Annotated in this window: 27 protein-coding genes and 2 pseudogenes; 21 read left to right on the forward strand and 8 right to left on the reverse strand. The window is 56.2% G+C overall.

Translation table 11 applies throughout. The features are described from left to right. The first annotated feature begins 7 nt into the window (after positions 1-7). The 4 genes from ASD02_RS32820 to ASD02_RS32835 all read left to right on the forward strand — a co-directional run bounded on the left by ASD02_RS32820 (position 8) and on the right by ASD02_RS32835 (position 2,459). Positions 8-385 (forward strand): hypothetical protein, encoded by a 378-nt coding sequence (locus ASD02_RS32820; protein WP_057221687.1) that lies wholly within the window; start codon positions 8-10, stop codon positions 383-385. Positions 386-408: 23 nt separating this feature from the next. Continuing rightward, positions 409-1,020, forward strand: a complete 612-nt coding sequence (locus tag ASD02_RS32825; RefSeq protein ID WP_162255934.1) for a cytochrome c oxidase assembly protein — start codon at positions 409-411, stop codon at positions 1,018-1,020. Continuing rightward, on the forward strand, positions 1,017-2,060 hold the full coding sequence (locus ASD02_RS32830) for a c-type cytochrome (protein ID WP_057221688.1): 1,044 nt from the start codon (positions 1,017-1,019) through the stop codon (positions 2,058-2,060). The genes ASD02_RS32825 and ASD02_RS32830 overlap by 4 nt, the downstream gene beginning before the upstream one ends. A 123-nt stretch (positions 2,061-2,183) precedes the next feature. Next, entirely contained in the window at positions 2,184-2,459 is a 276-nt protein-coding gene (locus ASD02_RS32835; RefSeq protein WP_057221689.1) for a hypothetical protein, read from the forward strand. A gap of 252 nt (positions 2,460-2,711) precedes the next feature. Here ASD02_RS32835 and ASD02_RS32840 read toward each other — a convergent pair whose 3' ends face one another. Further along, a complete protein-coding gene (locus tag ASD02_RS32840) occupies positions 2,712-2,927 on the reverse strand; it encodes a hypothetical protein (RefSeq protein WP_156408518.1) in 216 nt (71 codons plus the stop codon). Positions 2,928-3,219: 292 nt separating this feature from the next. On the opposite strand from ASD02_RS32840, the gene ASD02_RS32845 reads away from it, so the two are divergent. Together ASD02_RS32845 and ASD02_RS32850 are read left to right on the forward strand one after the other, a co-directional pair. Next, positions 3,220-3,648, forward strand: coding sequence for a CBS domain-containing protein (locus ASD02_RS32845; protein ID WP_057205530.1), 429 nt, complete (start codon positions 3,220-3,222; stop codon positions 3,646-3,648). Positions 3,649-3,685: 37 nt separating this feature from the next. Further along, positions 3,686-4,135, forward strand: a complete 450-nt coding sequence (locus ASD02_RS32850; protein WP_057221759.1) for an HD domain-containing protein — start codon at positions 3,686-3,688, stop codon at positions 4,133-4,135. Positions 4,136-4,361: 226 nt separating this feature from the next. Here the strand turns inward: ASD02_RS32850 and ASD02_RS38795 are convergent, their stop codons facing one another. Further along, positions 4,362-4,499, reverse strand: coding sequence for a hypothetical protein (locus ASD02_RS38795; RefSeq protein WP_244494325.1), 138 nt, complete (start codon positions 4,497-4,499; stop codon positions 4,362-4,364). A 151-nt stretch (positions 4,500-4,650) separates the two neighbouring features. On the opposite strand from ASD02_RS38795, the gene ASD02_RS32860 reads away from it, so the two are divergent. The 3 genes from ASD02_RS32860 to ASD02_RS32870 all read left to right on the forward strand — a co-directional run bounded on the left by ASD02_RS32860 (position 4,651) and on the right by ASD02_RS32870 (position 7,442). Then, positions 4,651-6,006, forward strand: a complete 1,356-nt coding sequence (locus ASD02_RS32860) for a sorbosone dehydrogenase family protein (protein ID WP_057221692.1) — start codon at positions 4,651-4,653, stop codon at positions 6,004-6,006. 122 nt (positions 6,007-6,128) lie between these two features. After that, a complete protein-coding gene (locus ASD02_RS32865; RefSeq protein ID WP_057221693.1) occupies positions 6,129-6,470 on the forward strand; it encodes a PRC-barrel domain-containing protein in 342 nt (113 codons plus the stop codon). Positions 6,471-6,803: 333 nt separating this feature from the next. Further along, entirely contained in the window at positions 6,804-7,442 is a 639-nt protein-coding gene (locus ASD02_RS32870) for a BON domain-containing protein (protein ID WP_057221694.1), read from the forward strand. Between the two features lie 134 nt (positions 7,443-7,576). Here the strand turns inward: ASD02_RS32870 and ASD02_RS40190 are convergent. The 4 genes and pseudogenes from ASD02_RS40190 to ASD02_RS40465 form a co-directional block, all read right to left on the reverse strand. Continuing rightward, positions 7,577-7,690: pseudogene (locus ASD02_RS40190) on the reverse strand (GNAT family N-acetyltransferase); the annotation flags it as partial. 40 nt (positions 7,691-7,730) lie between these two features. Next, entirely contained in the window at positions 7,731-7,898 is a 168-nt protein-coding gene (locus ASD02_RS40195) for a LuxR C-terminal-related transcriptional regulator (protein WP_347376845.1), read from the reverse strand. Beyond that, positions 7,886-8,059, reverse strand: a complete 174-nt coding sequence (locus tag ASD02_RS40460) for a hypothetical protein (protein WP_277996371.1) — start codon at positions 8,057-8,059, stop codon at positions 7,886-7,888. Before ASD02_RS40460 ends, ASD02_RS40195 begins: the two co-directional genes overlap by 13 nt. A 44-nt stretch (positions 8,060-8,103) precedes the next feature. After that, the gene (locus tag ASD02_RS40465; RefSeq protein WP_255569864.1) at positions 8,104-8,346 is read right to left on the reverse strand and encodes an autoinducer binding domain-containing protein; all 243 of its coding nucleotides are present in this window, start codon (positions 8,344-8,346) and stop codon (positions 8,104-8,106) included. A gap of 651 nt (positions 8,347-8,997) precedes the next feature. Between ASD02_RS40465 and ASD02_RS38800 the strand changes: the two genes are divergently transcribed. The 3 genes from ASD02_RS38800 (at position 8,998) to ASD02_RS32890 (ending at position 11,398) form a co-directional block, all read left to right on the forward strand. Next, on the forward strand, positions 8,998-9,174 hold the full coding sequence (locus ASD02_RS38800; RefSeq protein ID WP_156408519.1) for a hypothetical protein: 177 nt from the start codon (positions 8,998-9,000) through the stop codon (positions 9,172-9,174). A 388-nt stretch (positions 9,175-9,562) separates the two neighbouring features. After that, entirely contained in the window at positions 9,563-9,937 is a 375-nt protein-coding gene (locus tag ASD02_RS32885) for a hypothetical protein (protein WP_057205516.1), read from the forward strand. Positions 9,938-10,324: 387 nt separating this feature from the next. Continuing rightward, the gene (locus tag ASD02_RS32890; protein ID WP_082555697.1) at positions 10,325-11,398 is read left to right on the forward strand and encodes a PAS domain S-box protein; all 1,074 of its coding nucleotides are present in this window, start codon (positions 10,325-10,327) and stop codon (positions 11,396-11,398) included. A gap of 191 nt (positions 11,399-11,589) precedes the next feature. Here the strand turns inward: ASD02_RS32890 and ASD02_RS32895 are convergent, their stop codons facing one another. Beyond that, positions 11,590-12,567 carry a YihY/virulence factor BrkB family protein gene (locus ASD02_RS32895; RefSeq protein ID WP_057221695.1) on the reverse strand — a complete coding sequence of 326 codons (978 nt, stop codon included), beginning with the start codon at positions 12,565-12,567 and terminating at the stop codon, positions 11,590-11,592. A 1,434-nt stretch (positions 12,568-14,001) separates the two neighbouring features. On the opposite strand from ASD02_RS32895, the gene ASD02_RS36600 reads away from it, so the two are divergent. The 5 genes and pseudogenes from ASD02_RS36600 to ASD02_RS32925 all read left to right on the forward strand — a co-directional run bounded on the left by ASD02_RS36600 (position 14,002) and on the right by ASD02_RS32925 (position 17,383). Next, complete coding sequence (locus tag ASD02_RS36600; RefSeq protein WP_063978406.1) at positions 14,002-14,433, forward strand: transposase; 432 nt, start codon at positions 14,002-14,004, stop codon at positions 14,431-14,433. 184 nt (positions 14,434-14,617) lie between these two features. Beyond that, positions 14,618-15,145 carry a hypothetical protein gene (locus tag ASD02_RS32910; protein ID WP_057221698.1) on the forward strand — a complete coding sequence of 176 codons (528 nt, stop codon included), beginning with the start codon at positions 14,618-14,620 and terminating at the stop codon, positions 15,143-15,145. 587 nt (positions 15,146-15,732) lie between these two features. Continuing rightward, positions 15,733-16,126 (forward strand): annotated as a pseudogene (locus ASD02_RS32915) (pyridoxamine 5'-phosphate oxidase family protein). Positions 16,127-16,150: 24 nt separating this feature from the next. After that, positions 16,151-16,414: a hypothetical protein gene (locus tag ASD02_RS32920; RefSeq protein ID WP_057205504.1), complete on the forward strand. Its 264-nt coding sequence runs from the start codon at positions 16,151-16,153 to the stop codon at positions 16,412-16,414. A gap of 114 nt (positions 16,415-16,528) precedes the next feature. Then, entirely contained in the window at positions 16,529-17,383 is an 855-nt protein-coding gene (locus tag ASD02_RS32925; protein ID WP_057221699.1) for an NmrA family NAD(P)-binding protein, read from the forward strand. A 169-nt stretch (positions 17,384-17,552) separates the two neighbouring features. On the opposite strand, the gene ASD02_RS32930 is transcribed toward ASD02_RS32925, so the two are convergent. Then, the gene (locus tag ASD02_RS32930; protein WP_057205499.1) at positions 17,553-17,741 is read right to left on the reverse strand and encodes a hypothetical protein; all 189 of its coding nucleotides are present in this window, start codon (positions 17,739-17,741) and stop codon (positions 17,553-17,555) included. 283 nt (positions 17,742-18,024) lie between these two features. Here ASD02_RS32930 and ASD02_RS32935 point away from each other — a divergent pair, with 283 nt between their 5' ends. The 4 genes from ASD02_RS32935 to ASD02_RS32950 all read left to right on the forward strand — a co-directional run bounded on the left by ASD02_RS32935 (position 18,025) and on the right by ASD02_RS32950 (position 20,399). Continuing rightward, positions 18,025-18,327, forward strand: a complete 303-nt coding sequence (locus ASD02_RS32935; protein ID WP_057221700.1) for a helix-turn-helix transcriptional regulator — start codon at positions 18,025-18,027, stop codon at positions 18,325-18,327. Then, positions 18,320-19,573, forward strand: coding sequence for a HipA domain-containing protein (locus ASD02_RS32940; RefSeq protein ID WP_057221701.1), 1,254 nt, complete (start codon positions 18,320-18,322; stop codon positions 19,571-19,573). Before ASD02_RS32935 ends, ASD02_RS32940 begins: the two co-directional genes overlap by 8 nt. 257 nt (positions 19,574-19,830) lie before the next feature. After that, positions 19,831-20,076, forward strand: coding sequence for a BrnT family toxin (locus tag ASD02_RS32945; RefSeq protein ID WP_057221702.1), 246 nt, complete (start codon positions 19,831-19,833; stop codon positions 20,074-20,076). Beyond that, on the forward strand, positions 20,073-20,399 hold the full coding sequence (locus ASD02_RS32950) for a BrnA antitoxin family protein (RefSeq protein ID WP_057221703.1): 327 nt from the start codon (positions 20,073-20,075) through the stop codon (positions 20,397-20,399). Before ASD02_RS32945 ends, ASD02_RS32950 begins: the two co-directional genes overlap by 4 nt. Positions 20,400-20,897 lie beyond the last annotated feature (498 nt).

Raw genomic sequence — 20,897 nt, forward strand, 5'->3', positions numbered from 1 at the left:
AGGAACTATGCGGCTATTACCGCGAGAGATCGAGACTTTTTGGACGCTGTTTACGGCGCCGATTGTCTGGGCGCTGCATTTCCTCGTCTGTTATCTGACGGCGGCGATCTTCTGCGCCAAGGGAGGAAGCGCGCAACAATATGTCGGCCTTCAGTTGATGCTTGGCGCCCTAACTTTGCTGGCACTCGTAGCGATCGCGATTTCTGCCTATCTCGCTTGGAGACAGTGGGGATTTGGCACGGCGGACCCACCGCATGATGAATCGACGGATCGGGCGCGCAGACTCTTCCAGGGCTTTGCAACCCTGCTTCTATCGGCCCTGAGTTTCGTCGCCGTCCTGTTCGTGGCGACCCCGATCATGCTGATCAACGGGTGCTTTTCATGAGATGGGCCAGTCTCATCGCTGCTATGATTTTGCTGGTGGCGGCGGTATGCACATCTCTGTTTGTTTTCGACCCACGGGCATTTTCCGGACATATGGGGACGCACATGGCGCTCGTTGCTGTGGTCGCCCCGCTCGCTGCTTTCGCTGTCTCGGGAACACGATGGGACCCGAGCAGCCACTGGCATCCTGGCGCCGGCCTTCTGTTGTCCTTCGTCGAGCTCGTCGTCGTTTGGGTTTGGCATGTCCCGGCGATGAGGGATCTGGCGGAAGCCTCGATTGGCATGCGTTTGGCTGAGCTTGCAATTTTTCTGGTCGCGGGCGGCCTTCTCTGGATTGCGTGTCTTGGAGCCGGCAGGAAAGCAGATGCAGGGCTTAGCGGCGCTGTCGCACTCCTTCTCACCTCGATGCATATGACGCTTCTCGCAGTGCTGCTGACGATGGCTCCGCGCCCTCTTTATGGCGTGGCTGATGTGACCTGCTTTGGCGTGACCATGACTGCGAGCCAAGATCAGCAGCTTGGCGGCATCGTCATGCTGTTTGTTGGGGCAGTTGCCTACCTTGCAGGTGGCGTTGGCCTGGCCGCGAGACTCTTGCGTGCGTCATTTGCGAAACCGACCGAAGGGCAGGCACCATGAAGCGCTGTCTGAAATGTTTGGCTGCCGCCGCCGCCCTGGCGCCCGTTGCCGGCTTGCTGATCGCCTGGCTCGGCATCATTCATGTTGGTGCAACCGGCGGTCATTGGGCAGTCACTGAATGGTTCCTGCACTGGACAATGCGTTCGTCAGTGAGAACTGCGGCGCTCGGCATCAAAAAGCCTTCCGGTTTCGAAAGTGCCAAACACCTCAAGGTCACGGCAGTTCATTTCCAGATGAGCTGTGCCGAATGCCATGGGTCTCCGGATCGCCGCCGCTCCCCGGAAATGCTCGCGATGCTGCCGCCACCGCCCGACCTCAGGGACACTGTTGGCAACTGGAAGGATGAGGAACTGTTCGTCATCGTGCGCGACGGTCTGCGCTATACCGGGATGCCCGCCTGGCCCGGCGCTGGGCGCGACGACGAGGTTTGGGCAATGGTTGCGTTTCTAAAGGAGCTGCAGACGATGAGCCCGGCCCGCTACAAAGAGCTTTCCGGTGCGAAGGATACCGAAAGCGGCGATACGCTATCCGGCTGCCTGGCGTGCCATGAGCAAGGTATCGAAGGCAATGACCCGATAGCTCCAGTCATTGCAGGGCAATCAAACGCCTATCTTGCTGAAGCCCTTCGGGCCTACCGCAAAGGGAGCCGTGAAAGTGGGTTCATGGAGGTCGTCGTCTCGCGGTTGAAGGATGCGGACATCGATGCCACGGCCGGCCACTTTGCCCGCAAGGATGGGTTGCTGTCAGCGACGCCGAGAGCTCGCTCCGGCGACGAGCGCACATTGTCTCTGGTGCAAACCGGCGATCCCGTGAAAAAGATCGCTGCGTGCCAAGCCTGCCATGACGGCCGAAATCCTCTTTATCCTTTGCTTAGCGGCCAGTCCCGCACCTTCCTGATAGAGCAAATTCTCCTGTTCAAACAGGATCTACGCGGTGACAGTCCAACGGCACGATTGATGAGCCGTGCGGTGCGCCATCTAACCGTTGAGGATGTGGCCCGGCTTGCCGATTACTATGCGTCGCAGCCATTGGCGCGTTGACGATCGCATAAACGGCGAAACCGCCCCAAGGTGGCGGTTTTGAAGAAACTTCACAAACGCCCAGAGGGAACAATACTGAATAATTAGGGTTTGCTCATATGAAGAGATGAGAGGAGTTTCGCAATGGTCCTGATCGCGCCCGATGGGGGCAGACCTCAGGAACGCAGCGCAGACGCAGCCGCGCTCCTGGCTTCTATACGCTGTGCCGTGAGTTCCGAGACAACATTCGATACAGGAGGCCTTTGTTTTCGTTTGCTCGGCGATGTGGTGATTATTGAAGGCGTGCTGCGGGAACGAGACGCTTCAGACACCATTCGACGGATAGCCGAGGAGATTGCCGGGGCCGAGCGCGTGATCGTCCGCATTGGTTGCCCGCTGGATCTACCCGAAGCCAAGTGATGCCATCGTGCCACAGAAATGCCAGCGATTTTCACTCTGGACATGGATCGGCGGCCCGCTTTTTCTCATTTGGCGCCAAGGGCTTGGGGATTGTTCAACACAATCTACTTCAAGAAGCTTGGTGTAAGCCTCTCGCGGGAGAGTTGGTTCCACGGCGACAACGCGCCAGCACGGAACAGATAGGAATGGCCACGGTTCGATTATCTCGATGGGCGCAAAGCCGCTTCAATCGTCGATCGCACTTGGGATCTATCAATCCTCGGCAATCATCATCAAAGCCGTCGCCAGGGCACCGAGGCCAAAGGATGCGCCGAAAGCGTAGATCTGCAGCCCGAATGCAAGCGGATCAAGACCCTCGCCGTGCCCGAGGGCGCCCGGAGCGACTATTGCGATCGAAGCGGCGGTTGCTGCCCCAAGCAGAAACCCCACGCCCACATTCAAAATAACGAACCTGATCAGCGTCGGCATGATGAACCTCATGAACCTCGCGATCCATCCCAAACCTCAAAATCGACTATCGGTTCCGATCGCCCAAAAGAAATCGATCACGAACGTGGCAACGAATGAGCGGAACAAAGGAGAGGGCCGACCGTTAGCAAACAACATCACAGCGGAAGGAACCCCAATGGAAACCGAAGCGGAAAACGATTCCGCCGCCCGAGCTTCCCTGAGCATGATTGATCAGCTTCGGCGCGTTTGCCGCCCGGCGGCTCGCTGCCATGGGAGGGAACTGCGGTTTCCAGCAGGATAGGAGCTAAGCATGCAAATTGCCCAGATCATGACCAAGAACGTGCATATCGTCAGCCCGGATGATACCGTGGCTGCAGTCGCCCGCCATATGGCTGACAACGACATTGGATTTCTTCCTGTCGAACAAGATGACCGCCTCGTCGGCACGATCACCGACAGGGACATCGTCGTGCGGTGCGTGGCCGACGGCCGCGACGGGGATACGACAGTGGCTGAGGTGATGTCGGCGGACGTCAAATACTGCTTTGAAGATGAAGAAATCGGCGACGTTGCCCGTAACATGGGCGATATTCAGGTTCGACGACTTCCAGTGCTCAATCGCGACAAAAGGCTGGTGGGTGTCGTGTCTCTTGCAGACGCCGCCCGCAGAGATCCTTCGCTCGCGGGTGCGGGATTGCAGGGCGTGACGGCACCTGGTGGCGCCCATAACCAGGAATAGGCCCATGCCTGAGATGCCGGGCAACGAAAACGAACCGATGGACAGCGGTGTCTTGAGCTCGCACGATGCATTGCTTCTCGCCAGCGAAGTTGCTGCTGAGGCCCATCAGGGGCAATTGGACAAAACGGGGCAACCGTATTTCAGGCACTGTCAGCGTGTTGCGAACGCCGTGGACGGGATGGATGCCAAGGTCGTGGCCTATTTACACGACGTCCTGGAGAAGGGACCGGGCTGGTCGGCTCAGCGATTGCTGGAAAAAGGATTTGATCCCGTGATCGTTGGCGCTGTCGTGGCGCTGACAAAAGAACCGGCCGAGCCGGAACCAGCCTTTGTAAGGCGGGCGGCGTCAAACCCACTTGCCCTCCCGGTCAAGCATGCAGATCTCTTGGACAATTTGGAACAGGCGCTGGCGAGCAGGATGGAAACGCAAAAATACCTCGATGGGCTGCGGATCCTTGAAGCCGAATTCGGTTGCCTCTCGGATTGATCCGCGCGCAGCAATGAGCGCGTTGACGCTTAATGCAAGGGATTCCCATCGCAGGTACAAGCCCATGCGGGACTTAGCCGCCCTGATGGCGTCCAGTGCGGGAGGCGGTTGCCTGTTGATCACGATTTCAGATTGGTGCTCGCACTTTGCAAAACTATGTAGCAAATCCACAAGTAGGAACGAGGCGTCGCCGCTCCATTTGCGCAGAGCTCAACAGGCTCCCCGTTCATTCCGGCAATCCGGCCATCCGATAACCTTCAGCCAAGCGCTGGATCGTCTCCATGTCGCGGGCGGGTTGTGCAGCGGACCAGTGAGCAATCGTGAAGTTCGGTGTCGTCGCGATGAAAAGAGCTGCCTCACGCATTGCCTCGTCTCTGCGGCCGAGCACATACTTGGACGGCTGCGTGTTCAGTCCGATGATCGAGCCTGCCGTTAGCTGGGCGATAGGGAATAATTCGAAACGCCCTTGTGTCTTACTATACCCAGTCGGCGACGTTTTGCTGAGGACCACGATCATGAATTCTCGCAGAGTTCCGCTCGTTCTTGGTGTTCCGGGGGTCATTTTGCTCGGAGCGATCACGGCAGGTTGCCTCGCCGCGACCGCCCAAAGTACCGCAACGGCGCCGACGAACGGCGGCTACGGCCCTCATCCGACGCTTCCGAAACCGAAACCCACACTGATCCCGACGATCAACATCGCCCAAGCAAAAGGGTGGAACGGCGGCGCGAGGCCAAAGCCGGCGAAGGGCCTGAAGGTCAACGCCTTTGCGAAGGGCCTCGATCATCCGCGCTGGATTCATGTCTTGCCGAACGGCGACGTGCTTGTGGCCGAGACAAACGCGCCCGCCAAGAAGGACAGCGGCTTCAGCCTGCGCAAGGTCTTCATGGCGCAGGCCATGAAGCGGGCGGGCGCGGCGACGGAGAGCGCCAACCGCATTGCGCTTTTGCGGGACACGGATGGCGATGGTGTTGCCGATCTGCGCAGACCCTTCATCGAGGGGCTCAATTCGCCGTTCGGTATGGCGCTCGTCAACGGAAAGCTTTACGTTGCCAATACCGACGCCGTCGTCGCCTATTCTTATTCCTCCGGTCAAACCCGGATAACGGCGGCGCCGCAAAAGATCGTCGACCTGCCGGCCGGAGACATCAATCACCACTGGACCAAGGATCTGATCGCCGGGCGCGACGGTGGGAAGCTCTACGTTACCGTCGGATCTAACAGCAATGTCGGCGAGAATGGCATTGCGGCGGAGAAAAACCGTGCCGCGGTGCTGGAAGTAGATCCCGCCCGCCACAAAACACGGATTTTCGCTTCGGGCTTACGAAACCCCAACGGACTTGCCTGGAATCCGCACAGCGGCAGGCTCTGGGTGGTCGTCAATGAGCGCGACGAGATCGGTGACGACCTCGTGCCGGATTACATGACTTCGTTGCGTCAGGGCGGCTTCTATGGCTGGCCCTTCAGTTACTTCGGCCAGAATATTGACATCCGCGCAAAGCCGCCGCGCCCGGATCTCGTCGCCAAAGCAATCAAGCCCGACTATGCGCTCGGCTCCCACACTGCCTCCCTGGGATTAACCTTCGACAAGGAATCATCCCTTCCTTCCCCGTACCGCGGCGGCGCCTTCGTTGGCCAGCACGGTTCATGGAACCGAAGCGTGCACAGCGGCTACAAAGTGATCTTCGTGCAGTTTCGCAACGGCCAACCAGCCGGCCGGCCGAAGGACATTCTCACGGGCTTCATCGGCGCTGGCGATACGGCCATGGGCCGCCCGGTCGGGGTGACTTTCGACAAGACGGGCGCCTTGCTCGTCGCCGACGACGTGGGCAACGTCATCTGGCGGGTAACATCCGCCCAACGCGGGGAATGAGACAACCTTCTGCGCGGATTTCTGTCGTGAGCGTCTCCTTCCGAAAGGCAGGGAACAACTTTCAAAAACAGCAGTTCTCCAGTCCAAGGAGGAATGAAAATGGGTACCCTTGATATGCGTCTATCTCCCTCATTGCCAGCGACAAGGTGGTGGGGACGTACGTCTACGACAGGACCGGCAATCACATAGGATCTATCGAGAAGATCATTCTCGAAAAGCGTGGTGGACGCGTTGCCTATGCTGTGCTGAGCTTCGGCGGTCTTTTGGGAATTGGAGATGACCACTATCCCCTTCCGTGGGACGTACTCGACTATAATCCCGGCCTCGGCGGCTTCCAGGTAAGCATCACAAAGGATCAACTCGAGGGAGCACCAAGATATCCGCGAGACCAGGATTTTGATTGGAGTGCCGAGAGAGGCCGACAGGTTTACGACTACTATGGGATTGAGCCCTATTGGGTGTAATTCAAAAAAGTCTAAACAGTGTCTGTCGGATTTGCGATAGATCGAACCAACTCGACTGCTACGACTCATAACATTCGGAGAGAAAAAAACCGACATGGCTTGGGTCGTCTTGCAGGGCACGTCGGCGAAACTGCACAGACCAAGGCTCGCCAAATCACGCATGGATCGAGACATTCTTGGCTCCCGGCGGACCTTCTTCGCTCGGGTTCATTCTCAGTAACTCGTACGACGCGATTATCGAGACCATCTGTGTCGTTGAGTCGATTTGTTGTCATTGGGATGGAACAGGAGCGCGCCAGCGTTGTTCTGCGGCAACAAGGAGGAATCATCACCATGGCAGAAGATCGATATGAACGTGAGGAACGGTATGGCCGTGACTACGAGGCTGAACGAGACGGTTACCGCAGACCGGAAAAGCGCAGCCATCAACGCCCGTTGTCGGGTCAAGGACGAGCCCGCCCGGAGACCGATTTCGAGCGCGGCAGTCCCGAGGCTTGGAGCACCGACGATCTAGGCTACACCGAGCGCGCAGATCGGGCTGGCTACGGCCAGCGTCGACGCTACTCCGCCAATGAGGATAGCTACGCGCGAAGCGGTCGCGGTTACGACGAAGAACGTGGATTTCTCGAAAAGGCGGGAGACGAGGTTGCGTCCTGGCTCGGCGACGAGGATGCGGAATATCGCCGTCGGATGGACCAGTTTCGCGGCAAGGGCCCACGCGGATACAAGCGTTCCGACGAACGCATCAGAGACGATGTCAACGATCGGTTGACGGATGACGGGTGGCTGGATGCTTCCGATATCGAGGTTGTGGTTTCGAGCGGCGAGGTGACGCTCACCGGGCTGGTATCGTCACGCCAGGATAAGCGGCGTGCGGAAGACTGCGCCGACGCCGTCACTGGCGTCTCGCATGTCCAAAACAATTTGCGGGTCCGCACCACGGATACGACTACTGGTATTGGCGAGCTTTAGCGACAACGGCAGGCAAACGGACGGGAACAGATGTCGTCTCATCAGATGGCGATGAGACGATCTTCTAGGATTGTCGGATGCGGATTTTGTTCCCGCTTTCGCGGTGCGCCCTGTGACGAAACATCTGTCGATTGCTACTCCAAGCGTAACGCCATTATGAGTTCGTCGATTTCCGTGTCGTGGCCCAATAGGCCGTTTGGAATACGCCCAACCCTTACGAACCCGTGGCGTTCGTAGAAGCGGATCGCCATTCCGGGAACGCCGACGGCGAACAACGATCGAGCGCGGTCAGATTTTTATCAATTCGAGGTAACTTGCCTTGGCGACGGCGTGATGGCTGGTAGAGGCTCCGAGCTTGAGCTTTGCCGAACGCAGGTACAACTTCACCGCATTTTCCGAAATGCCCAGGTTCGCTGCTATCTGCTTGGAAATCCGACCTGTTCTCAGCAGCTGCAGGCACTGGCATTCGCGTTTAGAGAGGTCCGATAACGACCGACTTCTCGAAGTGCAGCGGTAGAAAGCATCGTCTCATGAAGGAAGTGAGAAAGGATCTGCAGCTCGTGGATGCTCGAAGCGCGTTGCCTTAACCAATTGCGCTTGGATAGGTTTGAGGTCACGGAAAAGAGACTGCGTTCGCCTCTCGGGCCACGGATGGGGATCGTTAGGCCGTGGGGGCGATGTCGTAGGAACGCGCTTTTTCGAACATACGGGAGGTTAGTGTTGGCCGCTGATCAAGAGACGACCAATCCACCGGGAAGAATCCCGAGCGAACGACGTCAACAACCGGATCTATGTCGAAATAGCACTTGTCGACGTAGATCTCCGTCCACTTATCCGAACAGGTCGTGCAGTAATACGGATATAAGGCTGAGGTTCCTCCGCTGCAAACCAAGAGGAAGGTCATCTGCGACAAGCCGTATCGCTTGCGAAGTTCGCCCAGCAGAGGGTTGAAGATCTTCCGCACAACTGGCTGCCCGTAGCTTCCTCAAGGACAATGACAGTCTGCGGTTATCGACCATCGGGGAATACTCCAGTGTCCCGCCCATTTGGACCTGTGTTCCCGAACCGAACTTTCAGATCTCAGAACAGATCCTAATGGAGGCGCTTGGGCAGCGGAACTGCAGGAAATACAGGTAGCAGATGCGGGGCGCACCTGAAACTGCAGACTCCAGTTCCGTCAAAGGCACGTAGCGCGGGTAACAATCGACTGCGATCGGCGGCGGTACGAGCAGACTTGGCCGCCGTTCGGAAAGAACACAAGTCGTTTAAGCGGCTCCTCAATGAAGGGCGTGACAGTCCGATTGGGCTCTGCTTTAATTAGAGACGCCTTAAAGGTAATGGCTGACGGCAAGGCATGAGCGCGAGCGGAGTGAATCAGCTGGCTTTGAAACCCTCTCCTTGCGGCTGGTGATGGACTGGAGATGGACCGGGAGTTGTCGCGATTTGGACATCACTCTGGCACATCAAAAAGGGTTTTGAGGAAACAGTCTTGAGCCGTTCTTGCTGGAACGCACCCGCGACCTAGTTTCCGAAAGTCGGAAGAGAGGAGCTTCTAATGAATGACCACAAGGATCAGCGCGGCTCGATTGATGAGATGCCTAGTGCAATGGCACTTCAAGACATTTCGTTGAAGCTGCGAAAACTGGCGGATGAGCTGGCGGATCTGAAGGATCGCGCGACTGAAGAAGTTGGCGCTGACGGCTCGTCGGACGAATTGCTCCCCGAAGCCTGAGCCATGGCCCGCAAACTCTTCATAACGGACTTTGGTTAACTTTCAGAACCGAACGAAATGTCGGAGTTGACTGATGGGCTATGACTGGAATGGCGCTCGCTGGCGGCGGATGAGAGTGGCGCGATATGGCACGGCGGTAGCTTTGGCAGGATTGCTCGTAGCCGTTGCCAGCAGGGTCGTCATCAATGCACTTTGATTGTATTGGCTTACGGCGGCGATTGCACGGGGATGCCCCATCGAGACGCGATGTCGGGTTCGTCTTTCCATTTTCAAAAAAAGGGGCCAGGTGGCAACGATGTTGCCAAGGATGACATTCGCGTTTCCGGATCTAGTGGAACCTTGGACCGTGAGCTCGGTTTATGAGAGACAAACGCGACAGGAGAGTTCCATGGCCAGCTATCTCGACAACAAAAAAACCAAACAACACGACGCCGCGCCAATTCCCGCGGTCCGAGCCCGCCAAGGTTTTCTTGGCGTTCCGGTTCTCGCTGTGCTTGTCGGTGGACTTGTTCTTGCCATGGTCGCATGGGGCATAGCGGGTCTTTACGGTGAAGGTATCGACGATGACGCCGCGACCGCCCCAGAACAGGTCACAACGGAAAAACCAGCAGTAACTCCGAGCAACCAAGGCGTCGTCGACAACAATTCTTCAGAAAATGGGAGCGCGCAAACTGCCCCTGTCGATCGCGATCCGACCGCCGAGTCTGGAACTGGTGGTCCGTCAGAGATCAGGACGCCAACCGGAACCGAGAAGACCAAGTAGGTCCCGCGACTAAAGCAATGCAACCATTATAGCGATGGTCAACATAGCGAACGCGACCAGGCCGGTATTGAGCAAATGAGCTCGGCTTCGATTGGTTTTGAAGGTACGAGACATGACCTCACCTCACCATTCAAGGAGAAACGCGGGCCGTCCTTAATGGTTCAGGTGTCTTTTGAGCCATTGTTTCGCCGAGCCTGGCATAACGGTCGCGGAAACATACCGACATGGTGTTCGCGGGTGTAATGCGATGCGTCGCCAGGTGCTTATCGCGTGAAATTTAGCAGCGTTCGATGTATTTTTTCAACTCGCACGAGAGGGGACGGACTTGCGTCGCCGCTTTTCTTGTTCAAGGATGGCGCGGTCCCAGCATGGTTCGTGAGAGTGAATATGTCTTCTAATTCTTGTGTTGAAGCGTCGCGTGGTGAAGCCGTGCCCCCGGTAGGCGATTGTCCCGAGGGACCGGATGCTGGCGCTCTTCTCGCTGCAATCGTAGAATCCTCTGATGATGCAATAGTCAGCAAGAGCCTGCAGGGGATTATCACGAGCTGGAATCAAGGAGCTCAACGGCTATTCGGCTATAGCGCCGATGAGGTCATTGGCAAACCGGTCACCATTCTTATTCCCACCGATCGGCTGGATGAGGAGCCTGCTATTCTGGCTCGACTTCAGGCGGGAGAACGTGTCGATCACTTTGAAACAATTAGACGTCGCAAGGACGGTACTTTGCTCGACATTTCGCTGACGGTTTCACCTATCCGTAATACGCAAGGCAAGATCGTCGGGGCCTCCAAGATCGCGCGGGATATCACCGAGCGTAAACGTCATGCCGAACAACAATCCCTGCTGCTCCGCGAAATGCATCATCGGGTGAAGAACCTGTTTGCCTTGGCGGGTGGATTGGTGACCCTTGCAGCAAAGAATGCTGAGACGCCCTCCGAACTTGCACACGGGTTGAGGGAGCGATTGAATGCCTTGGCCAAGGCACATGAGATCACCTTGCCTAATCTCCAAATGGACAGCGTCCCTGCGCAACATACCACGACGCTTTTCCGGCTCTTGCAAACCTTGACGGCGCCCTACCAGGAGGGGGCGCGCCCGAGATGCGTCATGTCAGGCCTCGACGTCGAAATTAGTGCTGGGAGCTTGACAAGTCTGTCGCTCCTCTTGCATGAATTTATGACCAATGCCGTCAAATATGGGGCATTTTCCGCCGATACGGGCGATATTTCGGTCGAAAGCGAACTTCACTCCGGGACATTGCACCTAACTTGGCGAGAATCCGGCGGCCCTCCAGTGTCTCCGCCGGATGCAGAACTTGGCACCCAAGGCTTTGGGAGTCGCCTGGAAACGGTGCTGAGAACCAACCTTAAATGCCAGATCATGCGTGAGTGGCGCCGCGAAGGCATCGTTATCCGAGCACTGTTTCCCATCGCGGTAATCAATGACATAAATACGATATGATGCCCGGCAACAAGGCGGCGCGGCGATAGGTCGGTACGAGATTGCTTCGGCTCGACGGTTACCGTCGTCCGCCCGGAGAACCTTAGCGAGCCTCTAGTTGCAGGAACGTTACTAGGGCCGTTCTTCTACTTGCACGAACTGGAGGGGTCGCGATAGCCGGCCGTCCGAACGGCGCCGGGTAACAAAACGTTTCAGTTGGGAGGGGGAGCCGGGTCACCCACCGTATCCGCGACATAGGCGCCTCGTTCGCCCATCGGAAGAGGTCTACCTGTTGTGGAATCGCACATCGTTTGATGCTCAAGTTCAGCGTTGATTTCCGCCCCAAGGATGAGGATGATGACCGAGATCCAGGTCCAAACCATGAAACCGACAAACGCGCCGAGTGTGCCATAGGTTGCATTATAGTTTGCAAAATGGTCGAGGTAGAATGAAAACAGCAGTGATGTGCCCAACCACATGAGGGTGGTAAAGGCAGCACCCCAGGTAAGCCATGGAGACTTCGCCGGTTCACGACTTGGTCCAAACCGATAGAGCATCGCGGCACCTCCGGTGAACATAAGTAGCAGTATCGGCCATCGAGCGAAATCCACGAGTAGTTCAGCCCATCGCTCGAGCCCGATGAAGCCCAGCCAGACAGGTAACACCGCGACCGCCAGGACCGCCAAAATAGCTGCAATCATGCCGCCGACGGTGAAAGCCATCGCTAAACTGGTGCGGTGCAAGAAGCTGCGCTTCTCGCTTTCGCCGTACGCAATGTTCATTGCTTCAAAAACCGCCGCGATCCCGTTATGCGCGCTCCATAACGCCATGCTTGAGCTGATCAGCAGTCCAAGGCCTGCCGTGGTGGGCTTCTGCGATGCAAGTGTGCCTAATTGGTCCAGGATCAGTCTCAGGGCCTCCGATGGCACGATATATACGAGGAATTCCATCTGCCTTGAGATATCTGCTGGGTCCGCGGCAAAGGCATACAGAGAGACAAAGATGCCCAATGCGGGGAAAATTGCGAGCAACAGGTAGTAGGTCACACCGGCCGCAATCATCGCAACCCTGTCCTCGGTAAAGCTGACATAAACCCGCCAGGTCACATCCCACAGTCCGTTCGCGGGTATCTGCCCTGGCGATTTGGCGTCTCGACCCTTTGGGTCGTTCCCGGCGTTGTTCTCTGGCACTCTGGGGTTCCCTTTCGCCGTCGATAGCTTCCGTCTTCGATTAAACGGATTGGTGGGAAACTGGTTCGACCCTCTGCAGTCCAAATTGCGTGTGTGGTCGGCCAGTGGCCGGTTACGAGCGCATCTACCGATGCTACGTCGAAACTCCTGCGTTCTCGGTCTTGCAATATCGGAGCGCGCATATCGAGACCAACCACGAGCGAAATTGAATGTTCCAAAGAACCGGATCAGCGATAGCCGCGGCTTGCTGGAAGAGCGGACCAACCCAATGCCCTCATCGTTAGGCCGTTAAGCGTCGGCGCATCAAAGTGTTTCATGGAAAGGGGATCGTCTGGCCTTTGACTTAAGGCAGATCCTTCACGTCGCATGCGCCTCGATATCTTAAGGGGAATGGCCGTCTCGAATGTTGTGGCGATCGCAAGCATGTCATTTGCCGCGGCCACACTTCTTGCTGCTAAGGGTTCTATAGTGTTGTCGCGGCAATATTGCTGGCGCTGCCAATCGACTTCCTTAAAATTCATCGACAGCGGTTTTGCCTTGGAGCGCTGTTATGACGGCGCTGTAGCCCAATTCTAAGCTGACGAATACAGAGGGAAGCGCTCGGAAGGCTTTCGGGTGGTCGGCGAGTGCTGCGATGGGGTTCGCATCCTTGGTGATGATCAATCCGCGGACCGAAAGGCAAAAACCGTTTGCCCGAGAGATTGCCTCGTGGGTGGAAAGGAGCTGTACAATTAATCAGGTGCGCCGGCGAGATTGGCGCGAAGAAGTGGCCCCTCCGCTTACAAAAAATCGGAGGAGCCGGGCTCACAAGGTGCAATGTCAGACTTTGCTGACGACAGTTCCAATAGCGATCGCTGAAGAAGGTTCCAGCATTTGGCAAGAAATTTTGCCCGTGCGTCTCAAGCTGACACCTTCAGTTTCCCCCGTCTATGCCGGGTTCTAGACTGCCGCGCCTCACACCATATAGTGTGTGCAAGCAGCGTCACCTCGTCGTTGGTTCCGTGGAATTCATCCATGATGAAGCGAGCTAAACGGTCCGCTCGCTCGCTAGGGCGCGCAACGTCACACCACATGCATACCCGATCGAAAACGCCCTGCAGGAACTTCAATTCGCCCGGGCTCCCCTGCTTGGCTTTTCCCGCAACATCCCGGATCGCAGCCTCCTTATCAGTGGACTGACGGCTGCAAAAGTATATCATAATAACAGCGGATTGGCTGTGCTTCCTCGGCCCGTACCAGTTCTCCGGCCGGTACTGATATTGCTGGATCTGGACACTGAATATCGACAGGGTGCTCCGCTTGACGTGTACCATCGGCTTGGATATTCCAAACCTCTCACTCCGTAGCTGACGATAATGCGTGGATGCACGTCTGGACATTAACGCCCTGAGGCTCTACGCGGGAAAAGCGAATAGTCCAATATGGGAGAATATCATGGTGGATGAGAGTAATATCGAGCAACCCGCAGTTCACGGCGAAACAATCAGCGATAAAATGACACGGAAGCCCGCGGCATCTAAAAGCCAGGACAAGGCATCCCCAGCCAAGGCTCCCGCAGGCAGGTCTGTCAGGCACTCGCAGGAGGAGAAAACAGCAAAGCTCAATCGGATTGAGACCTTGATGCGCGAACGCAAAACCACGCTCAAGGATGCTGTAAAGGATGTTGGTATTGGCGAACAGACCTATTACAACTGGAAAAAGGCCGCCGGTGCCCAGGTCGTAATGCAGCCGAGTATTGAGGCTCTGCCCGACGATCTGGAAGATTTGGTGAAGCTTGAAGAAGAGAACTTGCGACTTCGCAAGAACCTGGCTGAAAAGCTGCGCTCGGAAAATGCCGTGTTGCGCAAACGGCTTGGTTTGGACTAGACACTAGGCTCATGGGCGGCGGCGTCACAACGCCGCTCCGGTCGGGAAGCGTCGGTGTTCTCATGGGGCGCTGTTCCACTTGTTCGATCATAAGGATCAGTTCGTAGCGAACCGCACTCGGCGATGGGTGCTCCTTTCGGGTCGCTAATTCTCGTTGCTAGTTCGTTGCGGAGTGAAGGCTCATATGAAGCCAAGTAAGAGAAGTTTCGTCGTGGAGTTCAAATCGTCTCGGCGGCGCCCAAAGCCCCAGCCTACGTCGATTTGGGGTGGTACCGATTTTAAGTCGCTTGCTCGCGAGGTGGAAGTTCTCTTGCCTCATGCATCACATCTGGACGAGCCTTTCGTCGAGGCCAGCTCGCCAGCTGACAATACCGTAAGTTCATTGCCCGTGTTCACTGGGGATCTAACCGCAAGCGCAAAAGAGCTTGAAGGAGGGGCCATCACACCGGACGACCGCAAAATTAAACTGCCCCGGAAAATAAGAACGTCACCGCCCCAAAAACAGGCGGCTCTTGGAGAGCAGGCGGCAGAGGTATTGGATAATCTGCCGCGCCTCAATCACAACGCGTCCACTGAAGTTGGTCTCGATTCTGCCTCCCGTGTTGAGCTAGATAAACTTGAACACGAGAATGTGCGGCTGAAGAGATTGCTAGCTGAAAAGCTCCATTCCGAGAATCTCAAGATGCAGAAAATGCTCCAAAGATTCAAGTGATCACCACATAAGCCCACCTACCGCCGCAAGGCGGGCGGGTGGGATCCAAGTGTGCGATGCTATGATAGAACTAGCTGCTCTGTGCTGTCGCCCAATGTGCCCCCAGCTTCTCCGGCTGCTGTCGACATGAACGCCGCGGCTCTCGACCGCTTTTGCGTCGCCCAGTGGTAGGCAGCCGCTGACCCGGTTCTTTAGCAGTCCGTAAGAGGGCTCCGTGAGCAGGAGCCGTTAAGGATCGTCTTTTGATCTCAGCACGATATGCAGAGCGCTCGCGGTAAGCTCCTTACAGCCACTCCGGCAGAGCGAAGACGACTGATTGAAGCGCATCGGCAAGCCTTGCCGCGCCAGAACCGCTGATCATTGGGAACCTTTCGACCGACAAACGGTTTTTCCGTTTGTCGTCTCCGGCGCCGGGCCGGTCCGCTGTGTCCCATGAAACGAAGTCTGAGGCAAAGCGCAGTCAGGGTGCGCGATGGCGACAATTTTAATGGTCGCTCGCCGCTAGTTTGCGGCTGAGGACATAGGTGTCGTGATAGCCAGGACCGAGCGTCGCCTACGGAACGGCAGACCTCTAGAGGAGAGTTTCTATGACACATGATAAAGATGAGCAGGCAAAAGTCTGGAACCTTGCTGAGAAGATCGGATTCTGCATGCTTGCTACCCAGGTCGGCGATAGCATTCGCTCCCGACCAATGTCTGCACATCCACAGGCGAGCGAAAATGCTTTTTATTTCCTGACGGACGTCGCAAGTCAAAAGGATGACGAGATCGAGACAAATCGCTCCGTCTGCCTCGCTTTCGCAGAGCCAAGGCTTGGTGGGATAGCCCAGACGATCCGTCGATCCGTGTCCTCAAGGTCACCCCTGATTTCGCCAATACTGGGACAGTCCGGGCACGATCGTTAGCTACATTAAAATGGCTGCGGCCGCAGTCAGCCATGTCCGGCCGGACATGGGCGACAACGCCAAGGTCACTATGTGAACGATCCAGGGAAGGAAGTGGGTTATGAGCAGTTCAGAAAGTACTACGGACCACGACACGATCCGATCATGGGTTGAAAAACGGCGTGGAACCCCTTCCGTCATCCGCACGGAAGGAAAGGGCGGCGTGCTTCGTATCGATTTCGGAGAAAAAGAGGAAGCTTTTGAAGAAGTCGAGTGGGAGGAATTCTTCAGGATTTTCGACGAGGCAAAGCTCGCCTTCCTCTACCAAGATAAGACAAGCGATGGCAACCTCAGCCGTTTCAACAAATTCGTGGAACGAGGCTGAAGTCAACACTTCGATGAAGCGGATCGCAGCGCTGAGTGACGCAGCGAAATCGAGTCTTGCTTGAGTTGCCGACGGGCTTCCCTGAGGGCAGCATTTTTAGCGAGGAAGATAAACATGTACGTCGTCCTGGGAGCCACCGGACATGTCGGTTCGAGCGTTGTCGCGGCTCTCGGTTCGTCAGGCGGGCACGTTACCGCCATTGCTCATGATCCGGAAAAGGCGAAAACTATCCAAGGAAACAACGTCGAAGTAGTTATCGCTGACGTGGCAAATGAGGATCGGCTTCACGCGGTTTTCAGGCAGGCAAAACGCGCTTTCCTTCTCAATCCGCCGGCAAGCCCAGCCTCCGATACCAACAGCGAGGAACTCAAAACCGCTCGAAGCATCGCGAGAGCTGTCGGAGGATCAGACCTGGAGAAGGTCGTCGTTGCATCCTCTTATGGCGCTCAGGCTGGCGACGGCATTGGTGACTTGTCCGTCCTTTACGAATTTGAGCAGCTTGTGCAAGGAACTGGGGTACCGACTGCGATAGACCGGGCGGCCTATTACTTCACCAATCTGGATAATCTGCTGGAGACAGCTAAAGAGGGACATCTGTCGTCGCCTTTCCCCGGAGATCTTGTGTTGCCGATGGTCTCTCCTGCGGACCTCGCAGAGGTAGCGGCGATACGACTTTCAAGCACCAACAATGACGTCGGTATTGAGTATGTCGAGGGCCCCCGCAGATACACTTTTACGGAAGTGGCGCAAGCCTTCTCAAACGCGCTTGGTCTTCCTGTCGCACTACAAGGGATAGCCCGTCAACGGATCGAAAAGAGCTTCCGAGAGCAGGGGTTTTCCGAGGCCGCCGCCCGCTCCTATGCCCGCATGACCATGGCGACGATTGACGGTGCCGAACTGCGTAACGAGCCGATCCGTGGGAAAGTCACACTCGAAGAGCATGTCAATTCACTCGTCTCGCAGACTTAATCTAAGCGTCGAACGCGTCAGTACCCACGATTTCGAGTTTTGCGTGCGCCGCTTTCCGTGATGATGAATGGTTTCAGCGACAGCGACATCTCCAGCCGACCGAGAGTTTCCCGGCGCCTCACAGGTGCGCGTAGCGGCGCTTTTGGAATCTCATGTTTCGGCATCGACTTCAGGGTCTTTGTTTGTCTCCAGCGCTCTTACCGTCAGAGCTTCTGGAACGCTCCTCAAATCGGTCCTCTCCCTTTGCCAGCGGGCTTCCTTTCTGGCGTTCCACCCGTCTCTCCTCCTTTTCAGCGCTCTCTTTCAAGCCTTTGGCCGACTCTTCGCCTGCGGGCGTTGGTTTTTTGGCCTCTTTCATTTTCAATCTCCAGAGTTTTGTTCCCACAACGGTGGACGCCAGGTCTCGACCAGGAACACAAGTTTCCGATTTCAGTTGAACGTCAGGGCGATGTTCCTCACACCTCTTCTCCGCGCCGCTGGAGCCGCGCGCTCGATCTGGGAACTGCCTAATCGCTGAGAAAGACGATCCGTAAACGGATCACTTCTCTGCAAAGGTCCCCATACATATCATTCCTCTTGACTGTGGGGTTAGATATTTATACGTATCATTTCAAAGGTAATGATAGGTCCAGGTATCAATTATGAGATCAGAGGCTCTACTTCAAATCGGGCGATTGTTAAAGACGAAGCGTAAAGGCTCGAGGCTCACACAAGAGCAAGTTGCCGGCATGGCAGGCATATCGCGTCCTCGGTATCGCGAAATCGAGACGGGGAGCGCCGCGGCCCGTACGACGACGCTGATCAACATTGCTCGCGCCCTCGGTCTCGAAATTATGCTTATCCCTCAGGCGATGGTCCCAGCCGTTGATGCGTTGCTACGACCGAATGACGACGACGATTTGCCCGCCTTCATGTCCCGTCCCGACGGTGACACTGATGTCTAATACGTCTCTAAATCCCAAATCGGTCTCATCGCTTGAGGTGTTATTGAACAATCTGAAGGTCGGCACGATCGTCAGGACACCCGGCGATTTCAACGCGTTCAGCTTCGAGGATAGCTATCGCGCTACGGGTGGTTTCCCTGTGCTCAGTCTGTCTTTTCGCGCGGCAACCGGAGGATTGCGCAAGGATCCAAAACCTGTAGCTAGAGCTTTGCCCGCATTTTTTGCCAATCTTCTTCCCGAGGACAAACTGCGCGAGGCGATGGAAAAGCACCACGCAGGCAGTGTTCGCGCTGGGAACGATTTCGATCTGCTTGTGGCCCTCGGGTCGGATCTACCAGGTGCTGTCCGCGTCGTACCAAGCGAAGGAGTGGTTGCTAATGCCGACGCTCTGTCACGGCCCGAACCGAAGGCCCGGTTTTCGCTCGCGGGTGTGCAGATGAAACTTTCCGTCATCAAGAACACGGGCAAGGGTGGGGGCCTGACCATCCCGCTCGGGGATGAGCAGGGGTCTTATATCGCTAAGTTTCCTTCGACTTCGTTTCCGGGCGTCTCGGAGAACGAATATGCCAATCTGGCTCTGGCAGAAGCGATCGGCATGGATGTGCCGGAACGTGAGCTCGTCGAACAATCGGAATTCGCGGGTATTCCGGAGGAATTCAATACGCTGTCCGACGGGAACGTCTTGCTCGTCAAACGCTTCGATCGCGGCATGGATGGTGAGCGGATCCATATCGAGGATTTTGCTCAGGTGTTCGGCATCTATCCTTCGCGCAAATACGAAGGCGCGGCCTATCACGATATCGCCGCTGCACTCGGCGTTGCGGTTTCCTCTTCGGCCGCGCTGGAATTCGTCCGACGGTTGGCTTTGGCCGCCATCACTGGCAATGGTGACATGCACCTCAAAAATTGGTCGCTGATTTATCGCGGCGCAGGCGACAAGCCGGCACTTGCACCGGTCTACGACGTGCTCTCGACGGTTCCCTATATTCCGGCTGATGCTATGGCGCTGTCGCTTGCCGGCGACCGCTCCTTCAAGGCAATGAATGCACAACGGTGGAAGGCCTTCGCTAACCGTTCACGTCTGCCGGAAGCTGCTGTGCTCAAAGCGGTGACCGAGACGGTTGAATGTGTAAACCGGCTTTGGTGGTCCCTGCCTGAACGTGCCGTTATTCCTGAAAAAGTGCTGGAACGAGTCGATGCCCACATAAAGCTTATGACGCCAATACTCGGCACTTGCGCAGATTAGCATTGGGTATCTTCCTGAGGCGTTGGAAACCCGTTCGAATGCCGCATCCGGCGGGGCCTCAAATCGAAACCAGGTGGCCGTCTGGTTTCAGAACATTTAAAGCTTTCGCAAGCATCTTCGGATCGTCGCTATTCAGCACGACGTCGTAATTCAAGAGTCGAGCGGCCTTAGCGTCGGATGCGAAATTGTGGTTCATCTCCTCGTTAAACGTATCACGTTTATTCTTGCATTAATGAATAAATGTGATACATAAATGCATGAAGATCACCTACGATAACCACAAGCGCCAGTCCAACATAGCCAAGCACGGCTATGACTTTGACGATCTGCACGGCGAGTTCTTCATGTCGTCTCTCGTGATCCCGGCAAAGGAAGGCCGCTTCATGGCAATCGGCGTCCTGCGCAACGGCGTTATCGCAGTCGTGTTCGCCCACCTTGGAACCGAAGGCATTTCCATCATTTCCATGCGTGACGCCAGCCAGAAGGAAAGGAACCTACTATGACCAACCAACCCCGCAAGGTTCGCTACCTCTCCGATAAAGAAGAGGCTGAAATCCAACGTAAGATAGCCAGTGACCCCGACGCGCCAGAGGCAACAGATGATCAGTTAGCTCAAGCAAGGCCGTTTGCGGAAGCTTTCCCTGACCTGGCTGAAAGCATCAAGAGGTCTAGAGGGCGCCCGGCTATCGAAAAACCTCGGCAACAGATATCCATTCGGTTGGACCCCGACATCATCGAGCACTACAAGCGCAACTGCGGCAAGGGCTGGCAAAGTCGATTGAACGACGACCTTAGAAAGGTCGTGGGATTGAAGAAAGCCAGCTAACCTCGCCCTCGGACTATCCGGGGACGGGTGTCAATTTGGCGATATCTGTTCGGCCTGTGAGCGCGCCGCCGCAAGTCGCAGTTTATCGATTGTTGTCCCAGATGTCGGACACTCGATGTTGTACTCTGAGCTTCCTGCCTGAAAAAGTGCTGGAACGAGTCGATGCCCACATAAAGCTTATGACGCCAATACTCGGCACTTGCGCAGATTGGCATTGGGTATCTTCCTGAGGCGTTGGAAACCCGTTCGAATGCCGCATCCGGCGGGGCTTCAAATCGAAACGAGGTGGCCGTCTGGTTTCAGAACGTTTAGGATTTCGCAAGTATCTTCGGATCTCGCTATTCAGCACGACGTCGTAGTTCAAGAGAACTTTCTCAAAGTCTGGCTGGTGTAGTCATCACCACATCCGCACCGAAGCTTTTGACGAGAGCGGCGTTCTTCGCGCTCGTGGTCGTCGCGCCCTGATGCTTTACAAACTGTATTGCGATCGACCTCATT

This window comes from Ensifer sp. Root1252, assembly GCF_001425885.1.
GTDB lineage: Bacteria > Pseudomonadota > Alphaproteobacteria > Rhizobiales > Rhizobiaceae > Ensifer > Ensifer canadensis.